The sequence below is a fragment of the Parasphingomonas zepuensis genome, assembly GCF_036663735.1.
In the GTDB taxonomy this organism is placed as follows: Bacteria; Pseudomonadota; Alphaproteobacteria; order Sphingomonadales; family Sphingomonadaceae; genus Sphingomonas.
On sequence record NZ_JAXOJO010000005.1, the window covers coordinates 1 to 22456 of the forward strand.

Below are 22456 nucleotides of genomic sequence, written 5' to 3' on the forward strand. Positions count from 1 at the left end.
CGCGGTGGGCGGCGGCGGAGGCGGCGGCGGCGGCGGAGGCGGCGGCGGCGGCGGAGGCGGCGGCGGAGGCGGCGGCCTACCGCCGCATCGCGGAGAAGCTGTTCGCTCTCATCGACGTCGAGCTTGGCTGAAGCCGCGCAGAGGATCGGCGGGCGATGCCCGCCGATCAAGCGTCCTCCTATCGCCGGAAACCGTATCCCATGCTGCACCGTCAGCCTGTCCGGATCGTCCGGACCCGCAAGGCCCATAACTTCACCCCGGAAGGCGCGCGCTATGTCGGGCGGCCTACGCTCTGGGCGAATGCGTTCGAGCGGCGTGGCATCGGCCATGCGCGCAGCGTCATCCTCTATGACAACTGGCTTCAGGGCCATCTCAGCCCCTACATCCTGCGCTGCGCCGGTTTCAACGAAGACGAGATCCTCGCGCTGGAACGCTGGCGGCGCCGGCTCATGCCGCAACTCATCCGGCTGCGCGGCTTCGATCTGCAGCACTGGTGCCCGCTGTCGTCGCCATGGTGCCATGCCGACACGCAGCTGCGCCTGGTCAACGGACCGATCTCGGTCCTTGAAAGGCTGGCGGCATGAAGCGCAGATACACCGGTCTGAATGGTCGCATAGTCGCGCTCGACTTGTCCAAAGTCGAAGCCGTGCTGGACGAGGGCGACGGCGAAGTTCACCTTTTCACCTCGGGCGACTGGTACAAAATCCGCGAGCCGATCGACGACGTGTTGCGCGATTGGGAAGCGTCATGACAGCCGCCATCCCCCGCATCGTGCGCCAGCACGACTATCCCTATTGCGCCGCGGCGACCCGCCATCTGCTGCGCGAGCGTGAGGACAAATATCCTGCGCTCGTCACGGCCGGCAAGCTGACCGCCTCCGCTGCGGCCGAAGGCCTAGAACGCCTGCGCTGCATCGTCGCGCAGTGGAAATGGGTCATCGATCCGGCATGCCCGCCAGCGCCGCCGTTCGATCCCGACACGGGCGATTTCGGCGCGCACAATTATCTGCTCGCGGCCGAGATGCGGCGCATCGCTACCGCCACGCGCCGCCGCGCCGATCACTATCCCGACAGTTTCGAGGTCTGCGAACTGGCTGACCTGTGCGAGGCGCTGGCCTGGTATCAGGCCGATCTTGTCCCAGGCCTCGCGCGCATCGTCGCGCACGTCGCCAGCTGCCGCGCCCGCACCGAACGCCCACAGGAAAGGCTCGCGGCATGAACGCGATGACGAAGCTCCGCTATCCCTCGACACCGGAGATCAAACGCATCGTCAACGCCGCCAAGGCGTGCGGTCTTGACGTGGGCGGGATCGAGGTGTGTCCTGACGGCATGATCAGGATCCTTGAAGCACGGGCGACTCAGCAGGGGCAGACCCTGTTCGACCGGTTGCGCGACCAGCTGTGAGCGTCCAGTTCATCAAATCCGCCCGGCCGGGCAAGCCCGTCACCTGGTATGTGTACGCCTGGCGGGGCGGCCCGCTGATCCTGAAGCATGTCGGCAAGCGCAAGCCTAGCCTTGGTGCCGCCGAACACGCCGCCATAGCCGGCGCCGTCGCATCCGATCGCAGGATCAATCCGATATTGCTGCTCGCCACCATCCGCGATTGGTGCCCGGCCGATCCACGCGAACCGGGAAGCCCGGAATGGTCGGCCCTCGCCGACAGCACGAAGAAGGTGTGGCGCGGCCATGTCGACCGGATCGAAGCGCGCTGGGGGCATCAGCCGATCGTGCTCTGGGACGATCCGCGCATGGTCGAGATGGTGGTCAAGTGGCGCGACGAGCGCGGCGCCACCACGCCGCGCGGCGCCGACATCGGAATCACCGTGTTGCAGGCGTTGCTTGAATTTGCACGCCTGCGCGGCCGGGTGACGATCAATGTCGCCCGCGACATCCCGACCCTCTACAAGGGCGGAGATCGTGCCGACATCGTCTGGACGGCTGAAGACGTCGCCCGATTCGAGGCCACGGCGATGACGCAGGATCCTCCCCGTCCGCAGATCGTCGATGTCCTGCGCCTGGCCGCCGCTACCGGGCTGCGCCGGCAGGATCTGGTGACGCTCACATGGGGCCAGATCGGCGAGTTCGCGATCGTCAAGAAGGCGCTCAAACGCAGCCGAGGCAAGCGCCAGCGCGCGGTCATCCCGCACACGCCCCAGCTGGAGGCGGTACTGGCCGACCTGCGCACCCGCCACCGGCAGGACGGCGTCGATACAGTGCTGGTCAACAGCTTCGGGCGAAGCTGGAGCGGGGACGGTCTGGGCGGCGCTTTCAACGAAGTGCGGGACCTCGCGAACGTCGTGCACGTCGACGATGAGGGACGCTCCAGGCGCAAGCATCTGCACGACGTGCGCGGCACCTTCTGCACCATGCTGCTCACCGAATGGGACCTTACCGACGACGAAGCGGGCGACATCATGGGCTGGGCGCCGGGCCGCGTGGCACAAATCCGCAAGGTATATGTTGACCACAAAAGGGTCATCGTGGCACTGGGCGAACGCATCGCTGCAAAACAGTTTGCAAAACAAGCTGGCAGCGAATGATAAAAGCGTAAGATTATCAGACCCTTGCGGGTGTAGCTCAATGGCAGAGCAGAAGCTTCCCAAGCTTACGACGAGGGTTCGATTCCCTTCACCCGCTCCAATCCGGATCGCCTCCTGACTCAGGCCGGGATGGCCGACGCGACCGAGCCAGGAGAGTCGCTTGCCATGACGACCGCCCCCAGGATCGTGATCATCGGCGGCGGCCATGCCGGCGGCAATGCCGTGGCGGCGCTGCGCCAGGCGGGGCATGACGGCGCGATCGTGATGATCTCCGAAGAAGCGGTGCTGCCCTATCATCGGCCGCCGCTGTCCAAGGCCTATCTCAAGGGCGATTCCGGGCTAGAGGCGCTGTATTTGCGCCCGGCGAAATTCTACGACAGCAACGGCGTCGAGATGCTGCTGGGCACGCGGGTGACGGCAATCGACCCGACGCGCAAGGTCGTCACGCTCGGCGACGGGCGGGAGATCGCGTGGGACGTGCTGATCCTCGCGACCGGATCGATCGCGCGCCGGCTGGATTGCCCGGGCGCCGATCTGGGCGGCGTGCATGTGCTGCGCGACATCCGGGACGCCGAGGCGCTGCGCGACGCGATCGGGGCGGGCAAGCGGCTGGCGATCATCGGCGCCGGCTATGTCGGGCTGGAAGTCGCCGCCTCGGCGCGCGAGCAGGGCACAGAAGTGACCATCATCGAGCGCGAGCCGCGCATCCTGGCGCGCGTCGCGTGCGAGGAACTGTCCGGCTTCTTCCGCCGCTTCCACGCAGAGCAAGGCGTCGCGTTCCGCACCGGTGCGTCGGTTGCGGCGCTGCACGGCGAGCAGGGCATGGTGCGATCGATCGAGCTGTCCGACGGCGAGACCATCGCCTGTGACGCCGTACTGGTCGGGATCGGCGGATCGCCGTGCGACAGCCTGGCGATCGCAGCCGGGGTGCTTTGCGACGCTGGGGTGATCGTCGACCTCGGCGGTCGCACCTCGATCGACGGCATCTATGCGATCGGCGACATGACGCGCCGGCCGATGCCGCATTATGGCGGGCGCCTGTTCCGGCTGGAGAGCGTGCCCAACGCCGTCGACCAGGCCAAGGCGGCTGCGGCCGACATCATGGGCAAGCCCCTGCCCGCGCCCGACCTGCCCTGGTTCTGGTCCGACCAATATGAGCTGAAGCTGCAGATCGCCGGCGTGCCGTTCGACGCCGACCGCCAGATCGTGCGGCACACGCCGGACAAGGCGAACAGCTTCTCTATCTTCCACCTGAGCGGCGATCATGTCGTCGCGGTCGAGGCAGTGAACGCGATCGGCGACTTCGTCAGCGGCAAGAAGCTGATCATGAGTGCGCAGCCAGTGGATATCGAGCGGCTGGCCGACTCCGCGATACCGGTGAAGACGCTGCTGGCGACGGCGGGCGACTAGAACGGGATGACTTTAGCTAGACCCGTTCGTTTCGAGCGAAGTCGAGAAACATTGGTGGAGGGCTGCTTGGCGGTTTCTCGACTTCGCTCGAAACGAACGGAGAGGGAAGCCGATTCCACGTGACGTCATCTCGCTCTCTAGAATGGAAGCCAGGCGCCTCGCGAACGCGCCGTTACGCTCAGGCCACCCGCTCGAAGCTGATGGTGCGCTTGTCGGAATCGGCGCCCGTCAGGCGCACCTGAAGCGCGTCGCCCGGCGCGACATGGTCCGTCGCCACGCGCGCGACCACCGGCAGGTCGCATAGCTGAATCCGTGCGCCGCGTTCGTCGAGGTCAGTGACGACCGCGGAGAATAGTTCGCCCACGCGGCCGTGGAGCATCGCTGCCTCGGCCAGGTCGATCACCGCGCGGTCGATCTGGCCGCTCAGCGCGTCGGCACGCGCCATGACCGTGGGCAATTGCGCAAAGGCGGCCGTCACGACCTCCGGAACGGGCTGCCCATTGGCGATCGCCAGCGTGGCGCGCACGACATAGCGATCGGCGAGGCGGCGCAGCGGGGCGGTGGCATGGGCATAGGTCGCGGCCATCGCGGCATGCCAGGGGATCACGCCCTCCCGATATGGCACATAGGAAGCGCCCTGCCCGGCCCGGCGGATCGCGAGCATGAAGGCAGCCTGTTTCGGATCGGCCGGCGACAGGGTGCGGCTGAACTGGTCGAGCGTCGCGCCATCGGGCCAGGCAAGACCGAAAGCGCGGGCAGTGAGGCGCAGGCGCCCGACCGCGCGCTCGTCCGGCTCGGCCATGACGCGGAACAGCCCGGTGTGATGGGCGCGCAGCGCATCGGCGATGGCGAGGTTGGTCGCGAGCGACATGGCGGCGTTGCGCACCTCGGACAGGAGCACCGGGCGGAACAGCAGCTCGAACCGGCCGTCGCCGCGTGCCTCCACTTCCTGCGCCGGCGGATCGACGCGGCCAGCACCGCGCCGGTCCTCGGCCGCCTGGATTCGCTGCGCCAGCGTGACGAAATCGGCGGGCAGATCGCTGTCGCGCACGCTGTCATAAGCGAGCTTGGCGGTGCTGCGGATGATCGCGCGTTCGGCGCCGTCGAGCCGCACCGCGCCGTCCGGCGCCACGCGCACCGTGAAGATCACCGCCGGGCGCGGCCCGCCCGGCAACAGGCTCGCCGCGCCTTCGGCCAGCACGGGCGGATAAAGGCCGGCCTTGCCGTCAGGCAGATATTGAGTCGCGCCGCGCCGCCACGCCTCGGCATCGAGCGCGCCGCCATCGTCGACGAACCAGGCGACATCGGCGATGGCATAATGAAGCAGCAGATCGGCGCCGCTGCGATCGATCGCAAAGGCCTGGTCGAGATCGGTCGAGCTGGCCGGATCGAGCGTGACGAAGGGGGTGGCGGTGCGATCGGCATGCGCCGTCAGTGGGCGCTGCGCGGCTGCGTCGGCGGCGGCGAGCACTTCGGGGGAAAAGCGCGCCGGCACCTGATATTGGGTGCGGATCGCGGCGAGCCCGGCGGCAAGCGCATGGGCGGGATCGGCAAGCGCCTTCATCCCTCCACGCCGTACACGAGGCACGGCGCGGCGGGAAGGCGGGCGCGGCTCACTTCGTGATCCCGATGACCAGATCGAAGCGGATGCGCACCCAGGCACCGATCACCGGCTTGCCGCCGATGCGCGGCGGCAGGACACGGAACTGCCAGGCAGCCAGCCGCAGCCCCCGCGCCAGGCCCGAGCCTTTCGGCGATTCGTCCAGCGCGCGGCAATTCTCGACTCGGTTGCCCGGCACCGTCTGGCAGGCGATCAGCGCCCAGCCGGTCTGCATATTGGCGGGGAGATAGGTGGCGAGCTCCGCACGGGTCGGCTCGCGCTGCCATTCGGCATTGTACAGCGATTCGCCGCCGGGGCCCTCGCCCGGGCCATAGGCCGTGCCGCTGTCCTTGCCGGAACCGGCCCCGTCGCCCGAAGCAACGGCGCCGCGGGACGGGATCTTCGAGATATCCGACGCGGCAAATTCATCCTTGCTGACCAGCCAGGAAGGCGGCGTTTCCGGTCCGGCGGGCGGCTTCGGCGTGGGTGGCGCCGGCCGGGGCGCGCCGCCACTGGGGCGCTTGCGCTCGACCACCACGCGGTCGCGCTCGGCCGGCGTCGGCTTCGGCTCGGGCAATGTCTGGAAGATGGTCGGCCGCTCATCGGCCTTTTTCCGCTCCGGCAGGGCCGGTGCCAGCCACACCAGCGCGATGACGATCAGGATATCGATCGCCAGCGCGAGCAGGAACGCAGTCGCGCGGCGACCCAGCAGGGCGCGCGGACGATCCGACGAAGATTGGTAGGACGCCGGATTCATCGGCTGCGCGCCTAGACCCGGGTGCTCCGGCGGGCAAGCTACGGGTCCATGCATAATGTCTTGCGGCGACCCCGGGCTGGCAGCGATTCGCTCGTCGCTTATCGCCTCCGACATGAACCGGATATAACGGGAAGCTGAAATCGCGCGGCGTTCAGCCGCGGACTCACCGCCTCATCGCTGCCGCCGACAGGTCAGAACAGGCCCGGCACTTCACGCTGCGGGGTATCCGGGCGTGCGGGGGCGAGCAGTTCGCGCGGGCTGCTGGGTGCCGCCCGGGCCGATTGCGCGCTCTGCCCACCGGCGGTGATCCGCGAACAGCTGCGTCCCGCAAGGAAATCCAACGCGGCGCGAGTCGAGGATTCGAGCGGATCGCCGAGCTGGTGCCCGATGTCGTCGGACGCCTGGCAGCTCGCCTCCATGGTGGCGGCGAGGCCGTCGAAATAGGCGCCCTGGCGCGCCGAATTCTCCGTGGCGAAGGCGATCACGCGCAGGCGATCGTCGCACGAGGCGCGATCGAGCGCGATCTGGCCGACCGGCTTGCCATAGGTGTTGGTGCCCACCAGCCCCGCCGAGGCGTGGAGATAGGGCACGAAGGCGTTGATCACGAGCTCGCTGGCGGAAGCCGTGCCGCCGGTGCCGATGAAGGCGATACGGGTCGGCGAGACCGATTCCGGCTTCGGCGCGAACTGGCGGATGGAATTCTCGCTCGACTTCTCCGGGCGGAAGGTGATCCGATCGAACACGTCGGCCGTGGAGCGGTTGCCGCCAAGCAGATCGCCCATCAGCTCCGCGATCGAAACGAGGCCGCCGCCATTGTAGCGCAGATCGACGATCACCTGCGTGATGCCCTGCGCGCGGAACTGAGCGAAGGCCGTCCGCAGCGCCGGATCGGCGGTGCTGATGAAGGTGCGCAGATTGAGGTAACCGACCCTGCGCCCGCCATCGTCGATGACCTTGGCGCCGTAGCGCGACGAAACCGGGGTGAGCGTGAAATCCGTCTTGGCGAGGGTCACGTCGCGCGTGCCGGCAGAATCGGCGACGCGCAGCAGCCGGGTGGTACCGGCCGTGTTGGGGCCGAGCGCGTCCGTGACGCCGGCGGTACCCTCAGCCGCGATGATCGCGCTGACCGTGCGCAGATTGGCCGCGCTGGTGCCGATCGCGAGAATCTCCGTGCCGCGATCGATCCCGGCGGCGAGCGCCGGCGCGCCTTCGAAGGATTCGATCACCGCGATGCGCCGCCCGGTCGTATCCGCGCCGAGGCGGAAGCCGAAGCCGGCGCTGTCGCCCGAGGCGTAATAGGCGTTCTCCTCGGCGATCGAGGTGAGATAGGTGAAATAGCGATCGCGCCGCTGGCTGCGCGCCGTCGCCGTCATCGCGTCGATATAATCGTCGACAGTAGTATAGGCCGCCGGGTTGAGGCTGGTCGGCAGCGTTTCCGGGAAGAGATACCATTCGCGTAGCTGAGCCGCGGCCCAATCCTGCCGATCGCGCAACGAGCAGCCGCTGGTGGTAGGCGACGGAGTCGGGGTTCCGCCCCCACCGCCACCGCCACCGCCGCCCGAGGCAAGCGAGCTGCCGTCACCGCCGCCACATGCCGACAGCATCGCGACCAGACCCAGAATTGCACCGAATTGGCGGCATTTCATTGCACTTCCCCCTACGCCTCAACTGTTTAGCGCGAAGAAATAGTCTTGCCAGTGTTAAGTTCAGATTGACGATCCGATGACCAATACTCGGCCAATGCGGACCGCTGTACGACCGCAGCGGGTCGAGGCCCGAAAGATCAGTCGGTCGGGGCCTAGATCCCGTCGGCCACCACTGGCCAGCCCCCGGCCTCGAGCCGCTCGGTGAGATCGGCGATGCACGCATCGACCAGCGCTGGGCCCGTGGCGCGCACCACGAAATTGGCGCCGGTGCGGCCTTCGCGGAAGAAGGGATAGCTGCCGATCGCGACGCCGGCATAGGCCCGCTCGACCTCGCCCAGCAGGATTGCGACCTCGCTTTCGGCCACCCAGCAGCCGATCGTGCGCGAGACGACCGGCAGGCCGCCCTCGAGCGTGCCGGTCAGTGCATCGAGCATGCCGGCGGTGATGTGCGGCACCCCGGCCATCACATAGATGTTGGCGATATGGATGCCGGGGGCGCCCGACATGCGGTTCTCGATCAGCTCGGCGCCTTCCGGCACGCGCGCCATGCGCTTGCGTGCTTCGGTCAGCCCGCCGCGTGTCGCATAATAATGTTCGAGCACGGCCACCGCCTTGGGATGGTGCACGACGCGCAGATCGAGCGCCGCGGCGATGGCGTCGACCGTGATATCGTCATGCGTGGGCCCGATCCCCCCGGTGGTGAAGAGATAGTCGTTGCGGGCGCGCAGCACGTTCACGGCCTCGACGATCGCGTCCGTCACGTCCGGCACGACGCGCACCTCGGCCAGGCGGATGCCCTGCACGTTGAGCCAGGTCGCCAGTTGCGCGACATTCTTGTCCTGGGTGCGGCCCGACAGGATCTCGTCGCCGATCACCACCAAAGCTGCGGTCCAGATGCGTTCGCTCATGCCCTGCGCATAGACCGGTAACGCTCCCCTCGCAAAGCCCGGCCTTCCGCGCTATATCGCAAAGCATGACAGACTATGTAACCGTCACCCCGGATGCGCCCGCCGGCCGCACCGGCGCGATCAAGCTCCATGGGCGCGCGGCGTTCGATGGCATGCACAAGGCCGGCCGGCTGGCCGCCGAGACGCTCGACATGATCGTGCCGCACATGGTGCCAGGCGTCGCCACCGGCGACCTTGACGACATGATCCGCACCTTCATCGCCGATCGCGGCGGCGTGCCGGCGACGCTGGGCTATCGCGGCTATACCCATTCGAGCTGCATCTCGATCAACCATGTCGTATGCCATGGCATCCCAAGCGAGAAGACGCTGAAATCAGGCGACATCGTCAATGTCGACGTCACCCCGATCCTCGACGGCTGGCATGGCGATTCGAGCCGCATGTATCTGATCGGCGACGTGCCGATCAAAGCGCGGCGGCTGGTCGACGTGACCTATGAATGCCTGATGCTCGGTATCGAGCAGGCCAAGCCCGGCAACCACATGGGCGACGTGGCCAACGCCATCCAGGTCCATGCCGAGAAGCATCGTTACGGCGTGGTGCGCGATTTCTGCGGGCACGGCCTCGGCCAGCTGTTCCACGACGCGCCCGAAGTGGTGCATGTCGGCAAGCCCGGCACCGGCCCGGAGCTGCGGCCGGGCATGATCTTCACGATCGAGCCGATGATCAATATCGGCCGGCCCGACGTGAAGCTGCTCGACGATGGCTGGACCGCCGTGACCCGCGACCGCTCGCTCTCGGCACAGTTCGAGCATTCGATCGGTATCACCGAAGACGGCTGCGAGATCTTCACGACCAGCCCCAAGGGACTGCACCAGCCGCCTTACGCGTGAAGTCGGCGGCCGGCCGCCGGTGGTTCTCAGCCCCCGGTGCGGCCGGTGAACTGCCCCATCAGGTGCCAGTAGACATCGATGTCAGACAGCTCGAGATTGTCCAGGTCGTCGCCACCACCGAGGAACAGCGGCTTGCGATAGCCGACGCACTGGTCATGACGCGGCGCAGAGCCGCCGTTCGATAGCCAGGCCTCGTGGAAGTCGCCCGCAAGGGCGGCATCGGCATAGTCGATCAACTCCTCGTCATGGAACGTCGCGATGCTGCAGGGAATTTCCAGCGCCTCGCCGGTGCCCGGCTCGAACAAGACGACGCCGGGTTCGCCGCCTTCCAGCCGCGCGGCATCCACGGCAAGAGCCCGCCCCAGCCAGTCGAAGCCGAAACAGGTAATCAGGCCCGCAAAGGCGGGAAAGGCATTGGCGACCCGCTCGCTCCACGCGTCGAGATCGGAACCGCGAATCACGCGGTAGAGCCCCTGCCCGAACGAGCCGCCGCCGAACTGATCGATCAGTTCGTTCCAGCCCGCGACCGTGGAACGCGGCGCCACGCCGTCATTATCGGCCGAAAGCGCGTCGTCGCGCGAAAAGGAATTCTGGAAAGCTTCGAACATCATCCCTCCTGTCTGCGTTTTCGAGAGGGCCCTGGGACGGGCCTAAAAAATCGCTCTGACCCCAATTTCTTACATCGTCGCGAAATGCCGACGGATCGTCCACGCCAACAACAGCCATGCCGCAACCAGCAATCCGCTCGCCAGCACGAACGGCGCGCCGGGGAAATAGACGCCCTTCGCGTCGGCGAAATGGCCGAAGACCGAAGTCATCACCAGCGGGCCGATGATCGCGGTCAGCCCGACCGTGCTGGCCACCGCGCCCTGCAATTCGCCTTGAGCATCTTCCTCGATCCGGGTGCTCATCATGCCCTGCATCGCAGGAAAGGCGACGCCGGCCAGCGCGCCGATGACGATGGCGAGATAGATCATCCAGCCCGACCCGGCGATTGCGAGCAGGAGGTAACTGGGCAGGCCGAAGGCGAGGCTGATCAGCGCGCTACGCCGTTCACCGAAGCGCGCGATGGCGTGGCCGGTGACCAGCCCCTGCGCGATCGCGATGGTGACGCCGAAGGTCGCGATCGACAGGCCGATGTCGAGCGGCGACCAGTTCAGCCGGGCGATCAGGAAATAGCCCCAGGTCGAGAGCTGCGATTGCGCCGCGAGTTGCATCAGGAAGATCGTCGCCAGGATGCCGAGCACGAAAGGATAGCGCGTCATACGGATCAGCGTGCCGAACGGATTGGCGCGCGCCATGGTGAAGGGGCGTCGGCGATCGGACGGGAGCGTCTCCGTGAAGATGAAATAACCGATCGCTGCCCCCGTTAGCGCCAGCACGCTCGCCGCGACAAAGGGCAGGCGCAGACCGATCGTGCCGAGGAGCCCGCCGATCGCCGGGCCGAGCACGAAGCCCGAGGCCCCTGCCCCGCCCAGCAGCCCGAACAGCCGCCCGCGTTGCTCGGGTGGATAGATGTCCGCGATGCAGCTGTTCGCCGCGGCCCAGGTCGCGCCCATCACGCCCGAGATCAGCCGCCCGGCGAACAGCCAGGCAAGCGTCGGCGCCCAGGCCATCATCGCATAGTCGACGCCAAGCGCGACAAGCGTACCGAGCAGCACCGGTCGGCGCCCGAACCGGTCGCTAAGGCCGCCAATCACCGGCGCGAACAGGAATTGCATCGCGGCATAAGCGAACAGCAGTTCGCCGCCGATCAAAGCGGCGTGCGCGACGTCGGCATGGCCGAGACTCTCAACCAGGGAGGGCAGGATCGGGATGATCAGCCCGATGCCCGCCATGTCGATGAAGACGATGAACGCGATCAGCGGCAGCCGATTGTCGGTTGTGGCCATCATTACCCCCCGACGCTCGCAAGTAAGCGATGGCCGCGCGCCGCACCAGTCGTTGCGGTGACTCGAAGGCGACGCCTGCCCCTGTCACGGCGCCTACGGGTCTTTCCCAAGGTACAGCCCGATCCCGCGATGCTAGGCCCGCCCGGCGCCGCTATCCCGGGCGCAATGGTACAAGGATGGTCCGCATGTCGAAGCCCGATCGATCCCATATCAAGGCGCATCTCGTCGGCGGCGGCATCGCCTCGCTCGCGGCGGCGGCAATCCTGATCCGGGACGGCGACGTGCCGGGCCACAACATCACCGTCTATGAGGAGCTGGAGCGGATCGGTGGCAGCCTGGACGGTTCGGGCGATCCGGAAAACGGCTATATGGTGCGCGGCGGGCGGATGCTCGAAAGCAAATATCTGTGCACCTACGATCTCTTCTCCTCAGTGCCGACGCTCGACGGCAAGCAGACCGTCACGCAGGAGATATTCGCCTGGAACGAGATCATCAAGACCGGATCCAAATCGCGTCTTGTGCGCGCCGGGCAGCGCATCGATGCGCCCGAATTCGGCCTGTCCGAACGCCATATCCTGACCATCGAAAAGCTGATGATCGAGCCCGAGGCAATGCTCGGCACCAGCCGGATCGACGAACATTTCGACGCGGCGTTCTTCCGGACCAATTTCTGGTTCATGTGGTGCACGACCTTCGCCTTCCAGCCCTGGCACAGCGCGATCGAGCTCAAGCGTTATTTCGTGCGCTTCACGCATATGGTCGACGGCTTCAACGAGCTGCGCGGGATCATGCGCACTTATTACAACCAATATGATTCGCTCGTCCTGCCGCTGCGCAAATGGCTCGACGAGCGCGGCGTGCGGTTCGAGACGAGCACGACCGTGACCGACATCGCCTTTACCGAGCGCGACGGCACGACACTGGTCGAGGCGATCGACTGCCGGCGCGCCGCCGGGCCCGGCCGGATCGCGGTGGCGCCAGACGATCTCGTCATCGCCACGCTTGGATCGATGACCGAGGGCGCATCGATCGGCACGATGGAGCGCGCGCCGCTGCTCAACGACAAGCGCACCGGCGGTGCCTGGGCCCTGTGGGAAAAGATCGCGGCCGGCCGGCCGGCGCTCGGCAATCCGGCGGCCTTCGCCGACCATGTCGACCAGTCGAAATGGGTATCGTTCACCGCGACGATGAAGAACCCGGCGCTGTTCACGCTGGTGCGCGATTTCACCGGCAACGTCCCGGGCGAGGGCGGGCTGATCACCTTCACCGATTCGAGCTGGCTGATGTCGATCGTCCTGCCGCACCAGCCGCATTTCATCGGCCAGCCCGAGGATGTGCAGGTGTTCTGGGGCTATGCGCTGTCCGTCGATCAGCCCGGCGACTTTGTGAAGAAGCCCATGGCGGATTGTACCGGGCGCGAATTGATGACCGAGTTGCTCGGGCATCTCGGCGCGCTCGACCGGGCGGACGAGATACTGGCCGGTGCGATCTGCCTGCCGTGCATGATGCCGTTCATCACCAGCCAGTTCCTGGCCCGCGCCAGCGGCGACCGACCGGCGGTACACCCGAAGGGATTCGCCAATTTCGCGGTGACAGGCCAGTTCTGCGAGCAGCCGGAGGATGTGGTGTTCACCGTGGAATATTCCGTCCGCGCGGCGATGACCGCGGTCTATGAACTGCTCGGCCTGGATCGCAAGCCGCCCGCCGTGTTCAAGGGCCAGCACGATCCGCGCAACCTCTACAAGGCATTCCGCGCGCTGCATGATCTTTAGGCCCGGCTGCCGGAACGCAGGCTGACACCGTGGGACACTGCCGCAAAATAGGGCAGCAGCGGCCCGTGTGCACGGGCGTTAGGCAATAGTTAACCCGCGACTCGGGGCCAGCCCCACGGTGTTCCGCGCTCGCGCAGCTGGCACGCTTGTTGTAAGGGTTGCCGACAGGCAGAGACGTTCCGCTCAGACTGCCAACCACCATATCGGGGGCGTACCGAAGTGAAGAAGATCGAGGCGATCATCAAACCGTTCAAGCTGGACGAGGTGAAGGAGGCGCTCCACGAAGTGGGCGTATCCGGCATCACCGTCACCGAAGCCAAGGGCTTCGGGCGCCAGAAGGGGCATACCGAACTGTATCGCGGCGCCGAATATGTCGTGGATTTCCTCCCCAAGGTGAAGCTCGAGGTCGTCGTCGAGGACGCGCTGGCGGATCGCGTGGTCGAGGCGATCGCAGCGGCCGCGCAGACCGGCCGCATCGGCGACGGCAAGATCTTCGTCATTCCGGTCGAAACCGCGCTCCGCATCCGTACGGGCGAGCGCAACGAAGACGCGATTTGACGCGGCGCAGCATATTGTGACAGCAGGCCCCGGTGGGGCGACAACATGATTCCCGATTCTATCGGGCACACGATATTTCCAGAAAGGGCTAGGGGCATATGGCGAACTCGGCGAACGACGTACTGAAGTTGATCAAGGATCAGGAGATCGAGTGGGTCGACCTGCGATTCACCGACCCCAAGGGCAAGTGGCAGCATCTGACGATGGTTTCCTCCGTCGTCGGCGAGGACGAATTGACGGACGGCTTCATGTTCGACGGTTCGTCGATCGCGGGCTGGAAGGCGATCAACGAATCCGACATGATCCTGAAGCCGGATCTGGATGCGGTATGGACCGATCCCTTCTCGGCGACGCCGATGCTGATCCTGGTGTGCGACATCGTCGAGCCTTCGACCGGCGAGCTCTATTCGCGCGATCCGCGCTCGACCGCCAAGCGGTCCGAGGCCTATCTCAAGACGACCGGCATCGGCGACACGATCTATATCGGCCCGGAAGCCGAATTCTTCATGTTCGACAATGTGCAGTTCGAGAACAGCTACGCGACGAGCTATTACAAGATCGACGATATCGAGCTGCCGACCAACACCGGCACGACCTATGAAGGCGGCAATCTCGGCCATCGTCCGCGTGCCAAGGGCGGTTATTTCCCCGTCGGCCCGGTCGACAGCGCCGTCGACATCCGCGGCGAGATGGTTTCGACCATGCTCGAAATGGGCCTGCCGTGCGACAAGCATCACCACGAAGTCGCAGCAGCGCAGCACGAGCTCGGCCTGACCTTCGGCACGCTGACGCTGACCGCCGACCGCATGCAGATCTATAAGTACGTCTGCCACCAGGTCGCCCAGGCGTACGGCAAGACCGTCACCTTCATGCCGAAGCCGATCAAGGAAGATAACGGTTCGGGCATGCACACCCACCTTTCCATCTGGGAAGGCGGCAAGCCGCTGTTCGCGGGCAATGGCTATGCGGGCCTGAGCGATACCTGCCTGTATTTCATCGGCGGTATCATCAAGCATGCCAAGTCGCTGAACGCCTTCACCAACCCGTCGACCAACAGCTACAAGCGGCTGGTCCCGGGTTACGAGGCACCGGTGCTGCTCGCTTATTCGGCGCGCAACCGTTCGGCATCGTGCCGCATTCCGTACGGCACGGGCGCCAAGGCGAAGCGCGTCGAAGTGCGCTTCCCCGACGCGATGGCCAATCCGTATCTCTGCTATGCAGCGTTGCTGATGGCCGGCCTGGACGGCATCCAGAACCGCATCCACCCGGGCGAGGCAATGGACAAGAACCTGTACGACCTGCCGCCGGCAGAGCTCGCCGAGGTTCCGACCGTCTGCGCATCGCTGCGCGAGGCGCTGGAGAATCTGGCCGCCGATAACGACTATCTGCTCAAGGGCGGCGTGTTCACCCCGGACCAGATCGAATCCTATATCGAGCTGAAGATGGAAGACGTGGCGCGCTGGGAAATGACCCCGAGCCCGGTCGAGTACGACATGTACTATTCCTACTGATCGAACCCGTTTCGAAAGGGAGGGCGTCCGGAGCGATCCGGGCGCCCTTTTTCTTTGCCGGTTTGCTGCGTTTCGCCAACCTGGCGGGCGCCGGATCGCAGACATTGGCATTTGCGAGCGCGGGATTTACGATCCGCGCATGGAAGCACGCCCTGTCCAAAATGTCGGCCTTGGTGGCGATGGCGATGAGATTTCCGCGATCCGCGAAGTGGAAGAGGCGTTCGGCGTCAGGCTCGACTACGCCGACGCCGGTAATTGGTATTGCGCTGGAGATGTTTATGCCGCCCTGCTCAGGGCGCTTCCCGCCGAGGAAGCAGACAAGCCGGACGTCTGGGACCGCTTTGCGGAAGCATTATGCAGGGAAGCGGGCATATCCCCGTCCAGCATCTGTCCAGAAAGTGAGTTGCTGGCCGAATCCGGCATCTGGGTGCACGTAGTGAACGGCTCGGCACTGTTCTGGAAAGCCATGGCGCTTGCCGCCGTCGTCGCCGTCGGGTGGATGTTGCTGTAAAGCCGGCCCCGGTTTCGAGTTGTTGGGCGTATGGCGTTTTTGACGTCTGATTGATCAGCTCAAGACGTTGAGCACGCGATAACCATCTCTCTCGCCGTAACACTGCCGGTTGAGGCCCGCATCGGGCGGAACGATCCGCCCGCAAATTCGTCGTTGCCGCAATGACTATCCGCACCGTCCTCGCCGACCGGCGACTCCATTACGTGGCCGGCGGTGCGGTTGCGCTGATTGCGGTGCTGTTGATCGTGCTGGCGGCGATGCCCTGGGGCCTGTTCCGATCGACCATCGAGTCTCGGCTGAGCGACCGGTTCGGCCGGCCGGTGACGATCGGCGCGGTGGAGCGGCTCGACAGTTTCTCGCTTTCCCCGACGATCGCGATCCGCAACCTGCGCGTGCCGCAGGCGGCCTGGGCCGGGAAAGGCGACCTGATCCGGGTCGACACCGCGCGCCTGTCCTTTCCCGTGCTCCCGCTGCTGCTCGGCAAGTTCCGGCCGGGCACGATCGACGTGACCGGCGCGCATGTCGTGCTGGTCCGCGATGCGCAGCGGCGCGAGAGCTGGAGCAAGCCTGACGCTGGACCGCGCCAGGGCGATAGCGGTGGCCTCTCGCTGAGCAGCCTGCGCATTGCCGACAGCAGCATCTCCTATCGCGATGCCTTGCGGCAACGCAGCTTCGCCGCAAAGATCGCGGCCGATCCGGCGACCGGCGTGACGCTGCGCGGCACCGGCACGGTCCGCGGCGAGCCGGTCACGCTGGCAGCGCATGGCCCGGCGATCGACCGCGCGGCGGGCAGGCCTTGGCCCTTCACCGCGACGATCGCCGGCGCGGCTCTCGACATGGCGGTGACCGGGACGATGGACGCCCCGCTCGACACGCGCCGCATGACACTCGACGTTACCGCGCGCGCCATCGACCTGCGGTTCATCGACTCGATCATCGAGGCCGGGCTTTTCGGCACCCGGCCGGTGCGCCTGACCGCCCATGCCCGGCGCGACGGACCGGTGTGGATGGTCACGGGGCTGAAGGGCACGGTCGGCCGTTCCGACATCGCCGGCCATGTCACCGCGCGCAAGATCGACGGCCGCACCAAGATTGACGGCGCGATCGTCTCCAACGCATTCGATTTCGGCGATCTCACCACGCCGGAGGGGCGCGCGCGCGGACTTGCCAAGCAGCGGGCGCTGGGGCCGCGGCTGGTGCCCGACACGCGGATCAACCTGCGCAAGATCGGGCGAACCGACGGCACCCTGACCTTCACCGCGAAACGCCTGATCAGCGACCCCCCCTCCGCGCTGGCGGCGATGCGCGGCACGGTAACGATCGACCATCAGCTGATGACGGTCGCGCCATTCAGGCTCGACCTGCGACGTGGCAGGATCGAGGGATCCGTGATCGTCGACCAGCGCGGCGGCCCGCCGGTGCCGCTGGTGACGATCGACCTGGCACTGCGCGATTCGAGCATCACCGCGCTCGCCGGGGGCGCCGAGGTGGACGGATATGTCGAGGCCCGCGCGCGGCTGAAGGGCACGGGCAGCACGATCCGCGAAGCTGTCGGCCGCTCCGACGGGACGATCGGCCTCGTCGCGCGGGACGGCACATTGCCCGCCAAGATCGCCTCGCTGCTCGGCTTCGATGCGGTGCGTGGAATCCTGACCGACGAAGCCGAGCGGGCGGGACTGCGCTGCGCGGTGCTGCGCCTCGACGTCCGCCGGGGCGTGGGCCGGGTCGATCCCTTCACGATCGATACGACGCGCAGCCAGACCAACGGCCAGGGCACGATCAGCTTCCCGTCCGAGGCGATCGCCATGCAGCTCACCGGCGCGCCCAAGGCGAAGACGATCCTGCGCTTCCCCGGATCGCTGACCGTCGGCGGATCGATCAAGGAGCCCGATGTGCGCCTGCCGGCCAATGCGAAATCCGCGGGGAATTTCCTCAAGGCGATCGGCCGGTCGATCACCGGCAAGCAGGGCCCGCGCGCGACCAACGCCGATTGCGCCGGGCTGGCGGCGCGGGCGTTACGCTGAAGCAAGCCTGCGCGATGCATGGATAGCTTTCGCGCGTCCCTCGTTTGCTCGTGACAGCCCCCTCGAGGAACCGGATCATGAAGCTCACTGCCATCGCCCTGAACTGCACGCTCAAGGCGGACGCCACACAGAAATCGTCGACCGACGCGATGATCGCGGTGCTGGAAAAGGCGTTCGCCAAGCTGGATGTCGAGATCACCGAAACCGTCCGGGTGGCGGCGCTGGATATCAAGCCGGGCGTGACATCGGACGAGGGCGACGGGGACGCCTGGCCGGCGCTACGCGAGAAGATCCTGGCGCAAGATATCCTGATCTTCGGCGGGCCGATCTGGATGGGTCAGGTCGGCAGCGTCGGAAAGCGCGTGCTCGAGCGGATGGATGCGTTCCTGAGCGAGGCCGACGATAAGGGCCGGATGCCGAGCTATTCGAAGGTCGCGGTCGCGGCGATCGTCGGCAACGAGGACGGGGCGCATTTTTCCTCGGCGCAGATCTTCCAGTCGCTGAACGACACCGGCTGGACGATCCCGGCCGTCGCAGCCTGCTACTGGGTCGGCGAGGCGATGGGCGATGTCGACTTCAAGGATCTGAAGAAGACGCCGGCCAAGGTGACCGAAACGGCCGCGATGGTGGCCGCGAACGCGGCGCATCTGGCGGGGCTGCTTAAGGGCAAGCCCTATCCAGGCTAGGGTTTAGGGTTCGGCCGCGCGTTACGGAATCAGCACCGTCGCGCCGCGAGTCTCGCCCGCCTCGAGCGCGCGGTGGGCATCGGCGGCATCCTCGAGCGCGAAGGTCTGGCCGATCTCCGGCACGATCGCGCCCTTCGCGACCATGTCGAACAGGCGGTCGGCGCCGGCCTGGCGGGCTTGCTGATCGGCATAATAATCGAACAGGGTCGGCCGGGTGACGAACAGTGATCCCTTTGCCGCCAAGACGCCGAGCGCCACGCCCTCGACCGGCCCGCTGGCATTGCCATAGCTGACGATCAGCCCACGCTTCGCGGTCGCGGCGAGCGAGACCAGCCAGGTCGCCCTGCCGACGCCGTCCAGCACCACCGGCACGCCCTGGCCACGCGTGATCGTGAGCACCTCCTGCGCGACATCCACCTGCTTGTGGATCAAGACATAATCGGCGCCGGCGGCGCGGGCCTGCTCGGCCTTTTCCGCGGTGCCGACCGTGCCTATTACGGTCGCGCCGATATGCTTGAGCCAGCCTACCAGCAAATGGCCGACGCCGCCCGCCGCGGCATGGACCAGCACGGTCTGCCCCGGCTCCACCCTGGCACAGCGCTCGACCAGGAATTCGGCGGTGCAGCCCTTCAGCAGCAGCGCGGCGGCAATCTTGTCCTCGATCGAATCGGGCAGCGTGACGAGCTCGACGGCCGGCACGTTGCACTCAGTCGCATAAGCGCCGCGCGACGGGCCGAACATGCCGACCCGGTCGCCAACCGCGAAGCCCGTGACGCCCGGGCCAACCGCCTCGATCACGCCCGTCGCCTCGCTGCCAATCCCGGCGGGCAATTGCGATGGATAGAGGCCGCTGCGGAAATAGGTGTCGATATAGTTCAGGCCCACCGCGGTGGTGCGCAGACGGACTTCGCCGGGGCCGGGATCGGGCAAGTCGATATCCATCCAGCGGATTACTTCGGGGCCACCGGTCTGCTCGATCCGTGCAACGCGCGCCATAACTCGGTCTCCTGTGTGGCTGCCTGAAATAAGCGCCGTGTTTCAGGTTGCAACGCTTCGTTGCGCCCGGCATCCACGCGGCCGCACGATTGCGGATACGAAATAATTCGAAAGGGCAGCATGCAGGACATCGACGTGCTGATGCCGGCCACGGGCAGCGAATATGGCACGATGGCGGAGACCATTCTCGAAGCGTATCGCGCCGCCTTCTTCGCGCGCGGGATGACGCTCGTACCGCGCTCATGGGACAAGGGGCCGGGCGACGGCGACGCGACGCTGGCACTGTTCGCCTGGGGCTATCATCTCGACGTGATCCGCTGGCAGGCGATGCTCGCGGCGTGGCCGGCCGGGCAGCCGCTGTTCAACGCGGCGGCCCTGCTCGCCTGGAATACCCGCAAGACCTATCTGGTCGGGCTGGCGGCGGAGGGCATCCCGATCGTGCCAAGCCGGTTCGGCCGGGCCAATGCGACAAGCGTCGCGGCGGCGTTCAACGATTTCGCGACCGACGAGCTGGTGATCAAGCCGCAGGTTTCGGGCGGCAGCTATCGCACCGTCCGGATTCGACCGGGCGATCCGGTCGAGCCGCTCGACGACGCAATCATCCAGCCGTTCGTGGCGGCGGTTGCGGGCGAGGGCGAGCTGTCCTTGCTGTTCGTCGACGGCCGCTTCAGCCACGCAGTGCGCAAAGTCGCGAAACCGGGCGATTTCCGTATCCAGCCCCAATTTGGCGGCCAGTTCAGCCGGTTCGATCCGGAGCCTTCCCAACTGGCGCTGGCCGAGACCGTGATCGCGGCACTGCCCGAGCCGGCGCTGTACACGCGCGTCGATCTGCTGCGGCTGGCCGATGGCAGCCTTGCGCTGATGGAGCTCGAGGCGATCGAGCCCGATCTCTATCCGCAGATGGCACCTGAATTGTCCGGCCGGCTCGCCGACGCGGTCAGGGCGCGGCTCTAAGCGACGCGCGTCGCGCGCATCAATGCAGCGGCCAGGTCCACATCACCAGCGGCGTCCCGACCAGCACGACAAGCAGCGATAGCGGCGCGCCGAGCCGGGCATAGTCGCCGAACTTGTACCCGCCCGGGCCGAACACGAGCGTGTTGCACTGGTGCCCGATCGGGGTGAGGAAATCGCACCCGGCGCCGATCGCGGTGGCGATCAGGAACGCCTCCGGCCGGTAGCCGAGATCGTGCGCGAAGACCGCGGCGATCGGCGCCATCACCAGCACGGTTGCGGCATTGTTGAGGAACGGCGTCACTGCCATCGCCGCGACCAGGATCAATGCCACCGCACCCCAGGCCGGCAAGGTCGCCGCAACATGGGCAAGCCCCGTCGCAATGACGTCCGACGCGCCCGTGGTGCGAAGCGATTCGCTGACCGGGATCAGTGCGCCGAGCATGATCAGGATCGGCCATTCGACATGGTCATAGGCCTCACGCACCGGCAGCGCACCAGTGATCATGACGAGGCCGGCCGCCGCGAAAAAGGCCACCGCCACGGGCACATATCCCGTCGCCGTGGCGGTCATTGCAACCGCGAGGATCAGGATCGGCAACCAGCCGCGTTTGGAATTGCCGAGCCGCAGCGCGCGCTCGGCCAGGGGCAGCGCGCCGAGATCGCGCAACCGTTCGGGCAACAGGCTCAACGGCCCCTGCAGCACGATCACGTCGCCCGCGCCCAGAACCGCCTGGCCCAGGCTCTTGGTTAACCGCTCGCCGCCGCGCGACACCGCGATCAGGTTCACGCCATAGCGGCGCTGGAGCAGGAGGCGCTCGGCCGTCTGGCCGACCAGCACTGAATCCGCGTTCACCACCGCCTCGATAACGCCGATATCTTCGTTCTCGGAGCCTTCGGGCACGTCGCGATCATGGCCGGCCAGGGCGAGCCGGTCGCCCGCGATGACTCGCTCGAGCGCGTCGGGGTCGCCCCCCATGATCAGCACGTCCGCTTCCTGCAGCACGGAATCGGGCAGCAGCGGGCTGCGCACGCCGGCGCGGATCAGCGTGGTGATCGTCACTTCATGCTCATGGCGATCGATGAAGGCGGCAACGGTCTCGCCGATCGCCGGCGATCCCTCCGCGAGCGACACCTCGGTGGTATAACCCTTGATATCGAGCGCCTCGCCCATGGTCGGCGCGGCGCGCCGGTCGCGCGGCTGCAGGCGATAGGCAAAGCGCAGGAAGATCAGCCCGACGACGAGCAGGCCGAGGCCGGTCGGCAGATAATCGAACATCTTGAACGGCTCGCCGGTCATCTCCTCGCGTACGCGGCTGACGATGATGTTGGGCGAAGTACCGACCAGCGTCATCAGCCCGCCAAGGAGCGACGCGAACGACATCGGCATCAGGAAGACGGACGGGCTGGTGTTGTTCTTCTTGGCCATCTGGAACGCGGCGGGCATCAGCATCGCCAATGCACCGACATTCTTGACCAGCGCCGAGGCGATGCCGACCGAGGCGGTGAGCACCAGCAGTTGCGAGCGCACCCGCTTTACCCGTTTCGAGACGAAGGCCAGCGCAACCTCGATCACCCCGGAGCGCTGCACCGCGGCCGACATGACCAGCGCCGATCCGACGATGATGACGATGTCGTCGGAAAAGCCGCTGAACGCTTCCTTGGGCTTGACGATACCGAGCGCGAGCGCCGCCAGCAGCGCGATGATCGCGGTGACATCGTACCGGAACCGGCCCCAGATGAAGAGCGCCATCATCCCGGCGAGCGTGGCGATCGAAAGCAGCTGGGGAAGTGTCATGCAG

Annotated in this window: 22 protein-coding genes and 1 tRNA gene; 15 read left to right on the forward strand and 8 right to left on the reverse strand. The window is 66.6% G+C overall.

Annotated elements, in window-relative coordinates:
- Window positions 1-155: 155 nt before the first annotated feature.
- The 7 genes from U1769_RS17965 to U1769_RS17995 all read left to right on the forward strand — a co-directional run bounded on the left by U1769_RS17965 (window position 156) and on the right by U1769_RS17995 (window position 3949).
- Window positions 156-584, forward strand: coding sequence for a DUF4326 domain-containing protein (locus tag U1769_RS17965; protein WP_332718781.1), 429 nt, complete (start codon window positions 156-158; stop codon window positions 582-584).
- The gene (locus tag U1769_RS17970; protein ID WP_332718783.1) at window positions 581-751 is read left to right on the forward strand and encodes a hypothetical protein; all 171 of its coding nucleotides are present in this window, start codon (window positions 581-583) and stop codon (window positions 749-751) included. Before U1769_RS17965 ends, U1769_RS17970 begins: the two co-directional genes overlap by 4 nt.
- Entirely contained in the window at window positions 748-1218 is a 471-nt protein-coding gene (locus tag U1769_RS17975; protein WP_332718785.1) for a hypothetical protein, read from the forward strand. Before U1769_RS17970 ends, U1769_RS17975 begins: the two co-directional genes overlap by 4 nt.
- Window positions 1215-1403, forward strand: coding sequence for a hypothetical protein (locus tag U1769_RS17980; RefSeq protein WP_332718787.1), 189 nt, complete (start codon window positions 1215-1217; stop codon window positions 1401-1403). Before U1769_RS17975 ends, U1769_RS17980 begins: the two co-directional genes overlap by 4 nt.
- Window positions 1404-1579: 176 nt before the next feature.
- The gene (locus U1769_RS17985) at window positions 1580-2539 is read left to right on the forward strand and encodes a tyrosine-type recombinase/integrase (protein WP_332718789.1); all 960 of its coding nucleotides are present in this window, start codon (window positions 1580-1582) and stop codon (window positions 2537-2539) included.
- A 26-nt stretch (window positions 2540-2565) separates the two neighbouring features.
- Window positions 2566-2639, forward strand: a tRNA-Gly gene (locus U1769_RS17990).
- A 65-nt stretch (window positions 2640-2704) separates the two neighbouring features.
- Complete coding sequence (locus U1769_RS17995) at window positions 2705-3949, forward strand: NAD(P)/FAD-dependent oxidoreductase (RefSeq protein ID WP_332718791.1); 1245 nt, start codon at window positions 2705-2707, stop codon at window positions 3947-3949.
- A gap of 178 nt (window positions 3950-4127) precedes the next feature.
- On the opposite strand, the gene U1769_RS18000 is transcribed toward U1769_RS17995, so the two are convergent.
- The 4 genes from U1769_RS18000 to U1769_RS18015 all read right to left on the reverse strand — a co-directional run bounded on the left by U1769_RS18000 (window position 4128) and on the right by U1769_RS18015 (window position 8860).
- Window positions 4128-5513 (reverse strand): RNB domain-containing ribonuclease, encoded by a 1386-nt coding sequence (locus U1769_RS18000; protein WP_332718794.1) that lies wholly within the window; start codon window positions 5511-5513, stop codon window positions 4128-4130.
- Between the two features lie 49 nt (window positions 5514-5562).
- Window positions 5563-6306: a hypothetical protein gene (locus U1769_RS18005; RefSeq protein WP_332718796.1), complete on the reverse strand. Its 744-nt coding sequence runs from the start codon at window positions 6304-6306 to the stop codon at window positions 5563-5565.
- Window positions 6307-6497: 191 nt separating this feature from the next.
- The gene (locus tag U1769_RS18010) at window positions 6498-7952 is read right to left on the reverse strand and encodes a S41 family peptidase (RefSeq protein ID WP_332718798.1); all 1455 of its coding nucleotides are present in this window, start codon (window positions 7950-7952) and stop codon (window positions 6498-6500) included.
- Window positions 7953-8104: 152 nt separating this feature from the next.
- Entirely contained in the window at window positions 8105-8860 is a 756-nt protein-coding gene (locus U1769_RS18015) for a competence/damage-inducible protein A (RefSeq protein ID WP_332718800.1), read from the reverse strand.
- Between the two features lie 65 nt (window positions 8861-8925).
- Here U1769_RS18015 and map point away from each other — a divergent pair, with 65 nt between their 5' ends.
- Window positions 8926-9753, forward strand: coding sequence for a type I methionyl aminopeptidase (gene map, locus U1769_RS18020; RefSeq protein ID WP_332718802.1), 828 nt, complete (start codon window positions 8926-8928; stop codon window positions 9751-9753).
- Window positions 9754-9779: 26 nt separating this feature from the next.
- Here the strand turns inward: map and U1769_RS18025 are convergent, their stop codons facing one another.
- Both U1769_RS18025 and U1769_RS18030 read right to left on the reverse strand, forming a co-directional pair.
- On the reverse strand, window positions 9780-10361 hold the full coding sequence (locus U1769_RS18025) for a T6SS immunity protein Tdi1 domain-containing protein (RefSeq protein ID WP_332718804.1): 582 nt from the start codon (window positions 10359-10361) through the stop codon (window positions 9780-9782).
- A 69-nt stretch (window positions 10362-10430) separates the two neighbouring features.
- Window positions 10431-11645, reverse strand: a complete 1215-nt coding sequence (locus U1769_RS18030; protein WP_332718806.1) for a TCR/Tet family MFS transporter — start codon at window positions 11643-11645, stop codon at window positions 10431-10433.
- Between the two features lie 185 nt (window positions 11646-11830).
- Here U1769_RS18030 and U1769_RS18035 point away from each other — a divergent pair, with 185 nt between their 5' ends.
- The 6 genes from U1769_RS18035 to U1769_RS18060 all read left to right on the forward strand — a co-directional run bounded on the left by U1769_RS18035 (window position 11831) and on the right by U1769_RS18060 (window position 18707).
- Window positions 11831-13417 (forward strand): oleate hydratase, encoded by a 1587-nt coding sequence (locus U1769_RS18035; protein WP_332718809.1) that lies wholly within the window; start codon window positions 11831-11833, stop codon window positions 13415-13417.
- Between the two features lie 219 nt (window positions 13418-13636).
- Complete coding sequence (locus U1769_RS18040) at window positions 13637-13975, forward strand: P-II family nitrogen regulator (RefSeq protein ID WP_332718811.1); 339 nt, start codon at window positions 13637-13639, stop codon at window positions 13973-13975.
- A 98-nt stretch (window positions 13976-14073) separates the two neighbouring features.
- Window positions 14074-15486: a type I glutamate--ammonia ligase gene (glnA, locus tag U1769_RS18045; protein WP_332718813.1), complete on the forward strand. Its 1413-nt coding sequence runs from the start codon at window positions 14074-14076 to the stop codon at window positions 15484-15486.
- Between the two features lie 139 nt (window positions 15487-15625).
- Window positions 15626-15997, forward strand: a complete 372-nt coding sequence (locus U1769_RS18050) for a hypothetical protein (protein ID WP_332718815.1) — start codon at window positions 15626-15628, stop codon at window positions 15995-15997.
- Window positions 15998-16158: 161 nt separating this feature from the next.
- Entirely contained in the window at window positions 16159-18021 is a 1863-nt protein-coding gene (locus U1769_RS18055) for an AsmA family protein (protein WP_332718817.1), read from the forward strand.
- A 77-nt stretch (window positions 18022-18098) separates the two neighbouring features.
- Window positions 18099-18707 carry a flavodoxin family protein gene (locus tag U1769_RS18060; RefSeq protein WP_332718820.1) on the forward strand — a complete coding sequence of 203 codons (609 nt, stop codon included), beginning with the start codon at window positions 18099-18101 and terminating at the stop codon, window positions 18705-18707.
- A 21-nt stretch (window positions 18708-18728) separates the two neighbouring features.
- Here the strand turns inward: U1769_RS18060 and U1769_RS18065 are convergent, their stop codons facing one another.
- Window positions 18729-19703, reverse strand: coding sequence for a quinone oxidoreductase family protein (locus U1769_RS18065; RefSeq protein ID WP_332718822.1), 975 nt, complete (start codon window positions 19701-19703; stop codon window positions 18729-18731).
- Between the two features lie 120 nt (window positions 19704-19823).
- Here U1769_RS18065 and U1769_RS18070 point away from each other — a divergent pair, with 120 nt between their 5' ends.
- Window positions 19824-20657, forward strand: coding sequence for an ATP-grasp domain-containing protein (locus tag U1769_RS18070; protein ID WP_332718824.1), 834 nt, complete (start codon window positions 19824-19826; stop codon window positions 20655-20657).
- A 19-nt stretch (window positions 20658-20676) separates the two neighbouring features.
- Here the strand turns inward: U1769_RS18070 and U1769_RS18075 are convergent, their stop codons facing one another.
- On the reverse strand, window positions 20677-22452 hold the full coding sequence (locus U1769_RS18075; protein ID WP_332718826.1) for an SLC13 family permease: 1776 nt from the start codon (window positions 22450-22452) through the stop codon (window positions 20677-20679).
- Window positions 22453-22456 lie beyond the last annotated feature (4 nt).